2 protein-coding genes are annotated in these 13,140 nt (G+C 43.8%); both read right to left on the bottom strand.

Annotated features, from left to right (window positions below):
- Positions 1–27: 27 nt before the first annotated feature.
- The gene (locus NYE28_RS07425) at positions 28–7,410 is read right to left on the bottom strand and encodes an SDR family NAD(P)-dependent oxidoreductase (RefSeq protein ID WP_160223029.1); all 7,383 of its coding nucleotides are present in this window, start codon (positions 7,408–7,410) and stop codon (positions 28–30) included.
- Positions 7,410–13,121: an SDR family NAD(P)-dependent oxidoreductase gene (locus tag NYE28_RS07420; RefSeq protein ID WP_038463839.1), complete on the bottom strand. Its 5,712-nt coding sequence runs from the start codon at positions 13,119–13,121 to the stop codon at positions 7,410–7,412. The genes NYE28_RS07425 and NYE28_RS07420 overlap by 1 nt, the downstream gene beginning before the upstream one ends.
- Positions 13,122–13,140: the final 19 nt, after the last annotated feature.

Here is a 13,140-nt window from a genome sequence, read left to right as displayed (position 1 = left end):
TTACAAAGTAAAGAAACAGAGCAGGTGCTACTCTGTTTCATCAATAATTTCAAGAAGCCGTTTTTTATTCTGTTTGATTTGTTTTTTCCGATTTGAATCCGGCCAGTACTCTTTTCTGACAAACTCAGCAGGCGGCAGCGGAGTTCTGACGGAATGATATGAATCATCCAGGCCGCTTACCAAAAGGTGGGCGTTTGTTCCGCCAAAACCGAAAGCGCTGATGCCCGCCCTCCGTTTTCCATCCTTCCAGCTTCTCAGCTCTGTATTCGGATAAAAAGGCGACTTTTCAAATTCAAAGCGCGGATTTGGCGTTTCACAATTCAATGTAGGCGGAATTTCCTTATGCCATATTGATAAAATCACTTTAATGAAACTTGCCGCTCCGGCAGCGCTTAATAAGTGTCCGATATTGGTTTTCACACTTCCTACTCCGCAAAATTGCGTTTTGTTTGTGTCTCTTCGGAATACTTTTGTCAGAGCCTGAAGCTCAATCGGATCTCCAATCATCGTGCCTGTGCCGTGAGTTTCGACGTAGCTGACTGATCCGGGAGTGATATCGGCTTTTTCAAATGCATCTTGAATAACCTGCTCTTGAAGCTTAGGATTCGGAGTCGTAATTCCCATTGTCGCACCGTCGTTATTAATAGCTGATGCTTCAATGATACCGTATATCCGATCTCCGTCAGCTTTCGCTTTCTCCAGCGGTTTTAACAGAACAGCGCCAAAACCCTCTCCGGGTACAAAGCCGTTTGCCCTTTCATCAAAAGTAAAACACTGACCGTCCGGCGAAAGAGCTCCTCCTTCTGTTAACATCAGGTAAGGAATTTCATCCAAAAGCAGATCCGCCCCTCCTGCCAGCGCCATCTCTGAATCACCGTTTTTTATGCTTTGGCAGGCTAAATGAATGCTGACTAATGAAGAAGAACAAGCGGTATCAGAAACCATGCTTGGACCGTGAAAATTAAAGAAATGCGACACATGTGAAGCAATAAAGTTTTGACTAAGCCCGACGATGTGGCTGCTGCTTTCTTTCGGCAGTTTGTGACCGTAACCGCCCATTCTGGAACCGACAAATACGCCGACTTTTTTTCCCGATAATTCTGTTTCTTCATAACCGGCATCCCGTACAGTCTGTACACTCGTTTCTAAGAAATGTCTTATCAGCGGGTCCGTTTGGATGGCTTTCTCCTCTTCCATGCGGAAATACTCCGGATCGAAGCTGCCGATTCCATTGATAAATCCTCCCCATTTGCTGATGCTTTTTCCCTTTTGCTGCACCGGAGAGTAATTTTCTTCTATATTCCACCGGGAATCAGGTACTTCTTTAATATGATTCTTCCCTTTTCTCAGATTGTCCCAAAATTCCTCTTTATCAGCCGCTCCAGGGAACTTACATCCGATTCCGATAACAGCTATCTTTGCAGAGGAAGCCGTCTGCGGTTCTGTATTTCGGCTCGTCACAGATTGCATATCTTGCTGATTGCTGCTTTGAGAATCAGTCTGTTCGATTTGTTTCTTCAACGGCGGCGCCGTCTTACCGATATATTCCGCAAGACCATGAATCGTGTTGTGTTCAAGAAGCACAGTAGGGTCAATTTTTTTCTGAATCATTGCTTCTATTCGATGTATAATGCTGACAAGTAGTATAGAATCCACACCGTATTCCTGAAAATCCGTATTTGGGTTAAGCTTTTCAAGGGGAATGCTCAATTCCTCGGCAAATACGGCAGAAAGTTCACTGACAAGCCCTTCTGAATGATCAAAAGTGTCGGGAGTCTCCTGTCTTCGGACTGGAACCGAAGCTCCGCCGGTTTTATTGATGTTCAGGAGACTGTCTGCATGAAACACTGTTCCTTTTTTCACGATAGGAATGATATTGGCCGATTTTCTCTCCAGTGCATGATACAAAATCGCCAGTCCTTCCCGTGTGGAAAGAGAGTCCAATCCCAATTCATCATATAAAGGACTCGTCACAGTACCCATTCCGACTTCTTTCCAGCTCGGCCAATTGATGGACGTGAAATACGTTCTCCCCTTTTGAAAATGATAAGCCGCGAAATAGTCCATATATGCGTTTGCAGACGCGTAATCAGTCATTCCTTTCGACAGTTTGGGTGACTGTGCTGCAATTGATGAAAATAGAATAAAGAAATCCAGCGGCCTATTATTAAAAATCCGCTCCAAATTCTGAAGTCCAGTGACTTTCGGCCCGTACACCGTCTTAAATTCACTCATTCTTTTATGAATAAAGGCCGGATTTCCGCCGCTGTGCAGTCCGGCACAGTGTATGACACCGCTTATATCTTTAAATTCAAGGCTTACTTGGTGAAAGAATGAACGCAGCTTCTCTTCATTTGTGAGAGAACCGCTGTAATACAGATAGTTGACACCTTTCTCTTCAAAACTTTGAAACAGTTTTATATTGCTGACTGTCTTTTCGTCCTGTCTGCCCTCTTTCAGCAAATGATCCCATTCACTTCGCAAAGGTAATGGACGCGTACCCGTCAGCACGAGTTTTTTCACTCCCCGTTTCACCAAATCTTCAGCTATTGCTCTGCCAATGCCCCCTGTCCCGCCGGTAATCACGATGGCTTTATCCGCAGGAAATGAAACAGGCCCGCCGGTATGGATTCTTTCTTCTTCAAAATACGGAACATATCTGACGCCGCTGCGGTAGCATACTTCATTCTCTCCGGTACATTGCGCCCTTTCATTCTCAAAGATTTGTTTCAGCTCATGCGTTTCTTTCATGCTGTCTATATCTATTGTTTTCACATGAACAAAGCCGTATTCCGCAGAAAGGGCTTTCAGAAAAGCCGCTGATTCTGCCCCCGTCAGCTTTGGTTTTTCCGCTTTAAATACCTGCAAGCCATTGGTGATTTGTAAAATGGATAATGGTGTTTCCTTTTTACTCCGCTTAATTATTTCTTGTATAAATAAGAATTTACAATATGGGATGCCGTTCTGATTGTCACTCTGGTTTCCGATATCTGAGAAATCAAATATATTTTCGACCAGCCGCTCACCGCCCGAGAAGATCTCACGGATAACGTCGTATGCGTGGTTTTCATCTAATAAAGAACACTCAAACATTTGATCAGAGTGTTTTATAAATGAAGAGTGATGTTTGATGACAATCAGATTCTCCTGATCTATATCCGAACAAATGGTGCGGGCAATTGATTCTGTGTCTTGATTTACAAATGCTACTGTCAGTCCGTACTCTTTTGTTTCGGATGAATTTACAAACGGATTCTCCCTCCATTTTTTTTGCAAGTGATGTTGAAAAGAATGCTGAGGGATCTCTGTCTTCTCAGTCCTGGACGGAACCCAATAACGTTCTTTTGCAAACGGATAAGTCGGAATTGAGATCCGTTTACCCGGCTGCTGTAAATGTTGATGAACGGATTTCCAGTCGATATCCGCCCCCCAAACCCATAATTGAGCCAGCTTTTCCGCTTCACCGTTCTCAATAATGGTCTTTACAAACAATTCACCTGCTGTGCCTTCCGTTAACGCCTTCATTTTTTCAGCAAATGCATCTGCTGATTGCTGATGAACATATACGCCTGGAACTTGCTTGTCACCGCGGCAAAACTCAAATAATTTATCTTTGATTTCTTTAAGAGAGGTACCGGTAATCGCCGCTCTGGCCTCCATCGCTTCTCTGCCCGATTGTGTAGTGTATGCCAGATCCCGTAAAACGACGCTTTCCGATTGGCTGCCTTCCATCACTTCATTCGGGAACAGGTTTCTTATCGCTCCGGCATATTCCTTCAATACGTATTCAGTAACCGCTTGAATGGAGGGGCAAACAGTTAATTCATACATCGTGAGTTCAATATGAAACATTTCGTTAATAAAATCCGCCATCCGACTTAATTCCAAAGGCCCTACGCCAAATTCACTCAGGTGATCAGCAATATTAATTTCTTCCGGATGGATATGAAGCAATTCCGAAACAAACGGTTTGAGTACTTCATACACCTTTTCTCTCATATCAGGCTGCTTATCCTTTACTTCAGGACTTAGTGAACGCTGGATAAAATCTCTCATGTTTTCGGCATACTCAAGAAGACGTTCATTGTCTTTGGCAGATAACAGGACAATATGCGGTTCGTTCTCAACATGTTCTGTTGAGACGTTTGTTTCTTCATATTCTTCTATAATGATATGAACATTCGTTCCTCCCGCTCCGAATGAGCTGATCCCCGCTCTTCTCGGAACAGTTACTGTTTTTCCGTTTTCCTGCAGTTTCGGTTTCTTCCAATCTTGCAATGACCGCTGTACATAAAAGGGAGAGGCTTTAAAATCAATATTTGGATTCAACGTCTCCGCATGTATGGAAGGAAACAGTTTTTTCAGTTTCATTTGCAAAAGAACCTTTGTCAAACCGGCAATTCCCGCTGCGGCCTCAAGATGGCCGATATTTGATTTGACAGAACCGATGGAACAATATTGAGTGTGCTCCGTAAATTCCCGAAACGCTTTTGTTAACCCGGTGATCTCAATCGGGTCTCCAAGAGAAGTTCCCGTTCCGTGAGCTTCAATATAACTAATTGTACGAGGATCAATACAAGCTTTCTGAAGCGCGTCCTGTATCAGTTCAGACTGACCATTTGGATTAGGAACCGTAAAACCGTTTGTTCTCCCTCCGTGATTGACCGCTGTCGCTTTAATCAGCGCATAAATATGATCTCCGTCCCTTACCGCTTCCGCCGCCGGCTTTAAAAGTACGGATCCCACTCCTTCTCCCGGTACATAACCGTCACCGCCCTCGCCGAATGTCCGGCATCGGCCATCACTTGCAAAGAAGCGGCTTTGATTTAATAATGTATATTTATTCGGATGAAGCGTAAGATTGACCCCGCCGGCAACAGCAAGTGTGCTTTCTCCTCTTCGTATACTTTCACAGGCTAAGTGAATGGCGTTAAGAGAGGATGAACACATTGTATCAACCGCCATACTCGGCCCCTTAAAGTTAAAGAAATATGATATTCTGTTTGCTATTGCAGAAAATGGAGACCCGACGGCCAGTTCATTTCCTTTAAGTGATTCTTCAACGCCGAAAAATTGATAGCTTCCATATGTGACGCCTGCAAATACTCCGACCTTTTTGCGGGTCAGATCTGAAGGTTTATAACCCGCATCCTCTATGGTATTGTACACTGTCTCTAAAAAGAGACGTTCCTGAGGATCAAGAAAAGCCGCTTCTTTCGGTGATATCCGGAAAAATAAAGGATCAAACCGGTCTGGATTTTTCAGAAAACCTCCCCACTTATAGCAGCTTCCCTCCAGCATTTCTTTCCGGTCATCAGGAATTTCGCTTACGCAATCCCGTCCATTCATCAGCACATTCTGGAACTCCCTGATGTTTTCCGCACCCGGATACCTGCCGCTGACACCGATAATGGCTATATCAGCAGAAAGGGGATCGGCCGCCATGTGCTCTTTTGAATCTTCTCCTTCAGAGCGTACCGGCGCTTTTGTTTCCACTGGTTTTCTTTTTGGCTTTTTTTGATATGAGACAAGTTCAGATGTTCCGGCCGGTTTCAGCAGTTTCATCATTCGTTCGCTGTGATGACTCAGGAAATATTCAGCTAACTGCGATATTGAATGATATTCAAAAAATAATGTTTTCGACAATCTGCCGATACTTTGCTCCAGCTTTTTGGTCAGACGCATGATCATCACTGAATCAATGCCGTATTTCTCCAGATATTGTTTTTCATCTATGAGTGAGGCCGGTAATTTCAATTCCTCTGACATTATATTTTTCAGATAACTGATGATATTTTGTCTTAATTCATCGTTTTGCAAATCGGCATCTTCCTGCTGGTCTGAATGTAAGCTGATTGTGCCGGCACGCTTCAGCACATCCTCAATCTTTTCTTTACGGCCTTTCAGGGCAATCAGCTGTTCAGATGATTGACACAAGCTGTTCTCCAGAGCCTGTATTCCGTCACCGTCATCTAACGGGTCAAGACCGAGTTCCTGTTTCATGTAGGATATTCCTTCATCGTCAATATTCATCCCGCCGGAAGTCCATAGCGGCCAATTGACTGACACTACCCTTCCGGCAGACTCTTTTGCGGTCATAACTGCTGCATACTGATCCAAACAGGCATTGGCGAAAGCATAGTCACATTGGCCGGCTGAGCCGAAGACTGCCGATGTGGATGAAAACAAGACAAGTAATTCAACTTTCATTTTTTTGATTTCTTCCGCCAGCCACAGCGTGCCATAAACTTTCGAACCTGTGACTTGATCAATTTCTTCTTTTGTCTTTCTTAAGATAAAAGAGTCACGGAGTACGCCGGCACTGTGAAATACTCCATGTAAGGTGCCGAACTGCTCTTTTGCAAAAGCAAACATCCGTTCAGCATCACTTTGTTTTGAAACATCAGATCGGATATATTCAACTGTTGAACCTGAACTTCTTAAATATTCGATCTTTTTCTCCTGCTCTTCAGTTAAATCAGAGCGCCCTGTCAATATGAGATTCGCTTTCCATTGTTCCGACAGATGTTTTGCCAGAATATAACCGAGACCGCCCAGGCCTCCTGTAATCAGATAGTTCCCATGATGTTTCAGCGGCTGGGTTAAATCGAATGAGCCGGCTTTATTATAGCTTTTCGTAAAACGTCTCCCGTTTTCATAGCGCACTTCAAAATGGATATCCCGTTTTTCGTCACACTCTCTCTGATATATATCCGCTATCGCTGGAAGAGCGGCTCCCGCACCCTCTGATTGCGTAATATTGATAATCTGATAGTGAAAATTGGGGTGTTCCTGGTGAACGGTTTTCACCAATCCGCCGAGAGCATGATGCAGCGGCAGTTGTTCTTTATTCTCTGTTTGAAAAATATGCGTCAGCTTTATTATCTTTTTCCATTTTAGTTCAATCAGCGCCTGTGTAATATACAGAAGAGAAAACAATCCGTTTTCCAATTGTTTCTGTATACCTTCCTTACTCATGTCAGCCTGAGAATCAGACCACAAGTGAAGAATCTTTTCGGGCAGCTGATAATGATCATGAATGTATCGGAACAGCTTTAGATAATCGTCTTTTTTCACGTGGTTCATACAAATCGTATCATCATGTAAAACAGCAAATTCTTTTCCGCGGATAACAAACAAGAGAGTACAGTCCTTAAACAAACCGCTCAATTCTTGTATTTGCCGTTCATTTTCTGCAAAAATCAGGAGCAATCCCGTCAAGGGTACGCTCTTCTTACTCGGAATGAACGATTCTGTCCATTCCGGCTTGTAATATAAAAGCGGATGGTTCGATGCCCGTGATTTTTGATTCTGAATGGATGTCACACGGGCATAGCCTTCGTCAGCCGACATTTGTCCTGTTTGAATCAGATCAAGAATATCGCTGAGTTGTTCACGTTTTCCGTTCATCATTCTTCCCCCATTAATTGTTTCAATACAGCCTTCTGATCAATATCATTGGTTTCCAATTGACGCAGGAGACGAATGAGTTCGTCGTCCGTCTGAACAGTGTCTTTTTCATGACCATATCTGAATCTCACATCTCTGCACTCTGCCAGAATGCTTCCGTTTTTATCTGTAAACGTCATATGACACGTTACATCACGGCTGTTCTGCCGGTTCTCTTTTTGAGTATAGACATAAAAATTTTGAGCGAGAGGGTGATAGACATCCGCCGCTCCCATTCCGATCAATTCCGGGAAGGTTTCTCCGCTGACAAAAAACGCACTGGCTTGAATCGCGGACTCAAGCGCTTCAGGAGAGATCGTAAAATTCTCTCTTTTTGCATAAAGCTCATCCGGCAATGAATGAAGCGCCAGCATTCCGTCACTGTTTTTCGCTGATTCAATGACAAAAGGCGCTTCAGCCGGATGTTCAGTCATTTTTGATTTGACTTCAGCAATATCAAGCGCTTCAGGAAGCATACCGCTTTCAGGCTTAGCAATATGCGCATTTCCCCTGGCAAGACGTACTTTATTCTCATCTTTTGTGTTTGCATATATGTCAAACCGCGCAAAGTCGCGCTCAGGCGTCAGCGTAATTATCAGTTCCCGTATATCAGTTATTCCGTTCATGCTTTCGGTCCACAATAAATCAGTCAATGTTTGAACTGGTTGTCCAAATGCCGCCGCTGCATTGACGATAGCCATTTCAGCCAAAGATGCATAAGGGAAAAAGGACACGTTTCCTTCAGACAGACTTAGTGCGAACGGATGATTACGGGTGATTTTTTTCGTGAAACTGAACTGATTAAAATCGGACGTGTTACTCCCCAAGAAAGGGTGACCCGGCTTACTCATATCCGCTGAAACAAGTGCTTCCCCTTTTTCCGCTATCCAATACCGCTGTTTGATCAGCGGTTGTCCCGGAATAGAAATCCTGCGAGCATTCCGATTCACCTCAAAAGTCTCCCAATCTATCTTTCTTCCATTTACCCATTTGGATGCTGCTTCGGCGTAATCTGAACAAACGTGAGGCATTTCATTGTGAACTTCTGATTCGAATGTATTACCGGTATAGCTCAAGCTGCTTTTTTCACCCCTGATATAAGCTGAGAGCTCTTCAGCAATGACCCGCCCGGAATCTGCCACTATCGCCAGCCGTTCTTCCATATGATCGCGTCCCGTCTGAAGTGTATAGGCAATATCCTGAAGACGCAGTTTATCATTGTTATCCTTCGATTCATTTTCTGATAGAAAATCAGCCATAACCTCCGCATATTTTATCAGCCGTTGTTTGTCTTGAGCCGATAAAACAAAGATCACTCGGCCGCTTTGATGATCAAAAGCTTTTGGCGGCTCATACGCTTCCAATATAAGATGCGCGTTTGTTCCTCCTGCCCCAAAAGCGCTTACCCCGGCTCTCAAAGGATGAACAGCATTGCTGTTTTGCGGAATATTCCATTCAGCCGCTTTCCGCTGCACTTGAAAAGGAACCTGATCAAAATCTATAAACGGATTAACAATATCGGAATGCAGAGAAGGAACAAGCTGCTTATTCTTCATTTGGAGAAGCACTTTCGTTACCGCAGCGATTCCTGCCGCAGATTCTAAATGTCCGATATTTGATTTCACCGAACCGATGGCGCAAGGATGGTTCAATTGATAGGAATCTTTCAGTCCTTGAATTTCAATCGGATCGCCTAATGACGTCCCTGTTCCATGTGCTTCAATATAATTGACGGTATTCGGATCAATGTCAGCTTTACGAAGCGCTTCTGAAATGACCTCCGCCTGCGCATCCGGATTCGGTATGGAATATCCGCTCGTCTTTCCTCCATGGTTAACGGCGCTTCCCTTAATCACACCGTATATTTGATCTTGATCTTCTATTGCTTTTTTCAATGGTTTTAACAATACGGCCCCGACTCCCTCACCGGGAACATAACCGCTTCCGTCTTTTCCAAAACTCCGGCATCTGCCGTCACTTGATAGAAACTGTCCCATGCTGAGGAACTTATATTTATTCGGATGTATTGACAAATTCACTCCGCCGGCTAATGCCATATCGCTCTCTCCGCAATGTATGCTTTGGCATGCGTAATGAATAGAGGTCAGTGATGAAGAGCACATTGTATCCAGAGCCAAACTCGGACCTTTTAAATGAAAATAATAAGACACCCGATTGGCAATTGAAGAATAGACGGACGCCGGCGAGAAAGCCACTCCATTTTCTTCTCCTTCAAATAGTTGATATTGGCCCCACATTGCACCGACAAATACACCGACTTTCATCTTTTCCAGCATGTTTCTCGGGTACCCTGAGTCTTCAAAACAATGTTTGGCCGTTTCTAAAAAGAGCCTTTCCTGGGGATCCATAAGTTCTGCTTCCCTTGGGGAAATATGAAAGAAAAGCGGATCAAATTGATCGGCTCCGCTGATAAAACCTCCCCACTTGCTGTAAGACTTCCCTTTCATATCTCTGTCTTCGCTGAAGAAATCATCCATATTCCAGCGGTCAGGCGGGATTTCTGTAATACAATCTTTTCCGCTCTTTAAATTCTCCCAAAATTCAGGTAAGTCTTCAGCCATCGGATACTTTCCGCTTAATCCGATAATGGCAATGTCCTCATGCCTTGTATCAGCTTTCTCATTTATTTGGATCTCGCAGTTTTCATCCTCTATGAAGGTATCTTGAAGTGCAGATTCCAATTTTTCTTTGTCACCTTCAAACACGATCAGCTGTGATGCGTTCAGAGAGAGTGAATCTTGAAAAGCTTTGATCCCATTGGTTTTACTAAGAGGAACCATACCGATTTTTTGTTTCATCCATTTTTCAGTTTGTTTATCCACTTTCATGCCGCCGTCTTCCCATAGCGGCCAGCCGATGGCTACTGAGACGCCGGAGCGTTCTTTTTTCCGCCTCATTCCTTCACGCCACTCAGCGAAAAGATCGATGAACCGGTTGGCCAATGCGTAATCCGTCTGTCCGATATTCCCGTACATCGAGGTGCTTGATGAAAACATCACAAAGAAGTCCAAAGGTTCGGTTTGCAGCAAGCTGTCCAATAAGACCGTCCCATTTATTTTCGGCGCGATTACTTCCTGAATTTCATCTTTTGATTTTTGAATCAATAAAGCGTCGTGCGTCACACCGGCACTGTGTATCACACCGTTGATTTCTCCGAATTGCCTTTTAATGGTTTTTATGATTCGCTCTGCATCACGGCTATCTGAAAAATCACCTCTTATATATTGAACCGAAGAACCGCCTGCTTTCATTCGGCTGATTTTGTTCTTTTTGTCTTCCGTAAGTTCAGAACGGCCCGCTAAAATAATATTGGCTTTCGTTTGGGCTGCGATATGTTCAGCAAATATAAGGCCTAAGCCGCCGGCCCCTCCTGTAATCATGTATACTCCGTTTTCTTTAAAGGAGAAATCTGAGTTTGGAGCCGGTTCCGCTTCCCGTAAGGCACGGACCCAGCGCACATTTCCTTCATAATAAAGATCGGTTTCTCCCGGATGAGCTTCCGTAGATTCGACTCTGATGATTTCAGCTGTAAGTTCCGTCAACGATGACTTGTCTGAAACTGATATCCCGATTGTCTTAAGGGCCAGTTTCGGGTTCTCAAGCACAATAGACTGCCCTGCGCCATGGACTGAAGCGTAAAGCGGCTGATCATATTTATGGTCCGCCGGATAAAGGAAAAGCGATACAACCTTTTTTTCCGTCTTGCTGCGCATCAATGCCCGGCTGAAAAAGAATAGCGGGTAAGCCCCCTTAGAAAGCTGTTCACTTATTTTTTCCAGGCCGGCAAATGACCCTTCCGGCCACCCGTAAACCACGTTGTCGGGCATTTGCCCCCTTTTTTTCAGATCAGCTGCAAGCCTGTCAAAGTGAGCTTCCTCCCTGTGATCTATCTCATAAACACCGTCTCCGTGATAGGAGAAACGATTCCCTGATAAAACGAGAATGATCTGTGTATTTTCGAATCCATTTTCAGCATTTTCCCGCATAAAATGAAAAAGCTCTCTGTCATATTGAAACAGCAGGCATGTTCTTTTCTTTTTATTTCCGCAATTCGGGTCCCAAGCGGCAGCCTTTTGTCTCCAATGCGGCGTTAAATAGGTCAGAGCCGTATGATTCTCTCCATGATGAAGAGGGAGGTCTTTTTCAACGGAAGTTTTTTCGCCGCTCTCTGCAAAATAGTTTGCAAGTTTTTGAATCGTCGGATACTCAAACAATAAAGTAGGGTACAGTTCCCTGCCTGTTTTCTCTTCCAATGCCTTTACGGCTTGCATAAGTGTTACGGAATCGAGGCCTTGTTCATAAAAACCTTTTACCACAGAGAGTGTTTCAGGGGCAGTCCCTTTGATATCTGCGATCAGCTGCTGAATGTCTCCTTCTGTTATAAGAGCGGAAAGATTTTCGTTCTTACTTTCTTTCATGTCGGGCTTTTCAGCTGATTGATTTCGCGTTAAGAAATAACTGGACATTCTTTGATTTTCTTTAATATACGCGGCGAGTTCCCGGATCGTTTTCTGCTCAAACAGGAGTGTAGGATACAGCTGTTCCCCTGTTTTGTTTTCAAGTTCTTTGACAATGGCAAGCAAAGAAGCTGAATCCAGGCCCTGTTCATAAAAACCAATGTCTGTCCTTATGTCACGCAGATCTATATTTGAAACCCCGGATATTAATTCTTTAAGGTGTGTCTCAATGCTTTCGCTTCGATTTATGATTGAATCTTTTCTGATCAGGCTGTCTTTTGGCTGAGAAGCCGCTTCAGTTTCCAAACGAGTCTGCTTTAGGTTTTCAATTAAATCTTTTGAGCGAATATGTTTCACAGACAGCCGCGTAAAATAAGCGATCATCTCCCCGTATGCATCGTACAAACCGTAACTTACTTGGATGACATCCCCTGAATCATGATTTTGGACTTGCTTCTCTATGTACACATAACACCTGTCTTCCAGGCGCTTTTTCATACGGAACGATTCAATATGGATGGGAATATACGTCTTCATCCGGCTTGCCGGAGATCCTTGTGTAAAATATTCGGGACATGCCTGATAAAGGATCGATATGATGGTAGACGCATCAAGAAAAGTGGGATGCAATTGAAAATAGCCGGTATATTGATTGGCAATTTGGCTGAGCGACAACTCTGCAAGTACAGAATGGTCAGACGCATAAACCTTCCCCAGACTCTTCATAAATTCAAAATGCTCTATATCAACCTTTTTTAAATAGTCATAACATATCTCCATATCGGCTTCACGGGCGGAGGCATGTTTAATTTCATCAATATTGATTGAACTCATGCTTTCCGGGAATTTCTGCATGAGCCTGCAGGTCATATTCTCATCCCAGCTTTCATCCAGGATGCGGTCATCTTTTACCTTTCTGCTCTTCGCCTGAATTTCCCATCCCTGTTCCAATCCCTGAAAACGGATGCGGATTTCTCTGTCAAAGGTATCCGATGTTGCTACAGGTTCCAAATACAAAATATTCTGACACTCGAGTTCTTCAATAGGCAAACCTTTGCTCAGCGCCATACGGTATATCATATCTAAAAATGTGACACCGGGTATAATCCGGGTGCCATGCACCCGGTGATCCCTGACAATATAGTCCGTATGTTTAATTGTTAATGTGAACTGATAGTTTTGATTACTGGCCACCTGTCTCATTCCTTTTCTT

It is taken from the genome of Bacillus sp. FSL R5-0443 (assembly GCF_038608285.1).
Lineage (GTDB): Bacteria > Bacillota > Bacilli > Bacillales > Bacillaceae > Bacillus > Bacillus velezensis.
This window is presented reverse-complemented; position numbering and strand designations above follow the sequence as displayed.

Bases quoted from the DNA above. Each gene is read 5' to 3' on its own strand.
- NYE28_RS07425 (WP_160223029.1), bottom strand. From the start codon at position 7,410: ATGAACGGAAAACGTGAACAACTCAGCGATATTCTTGATCTGATTCAA.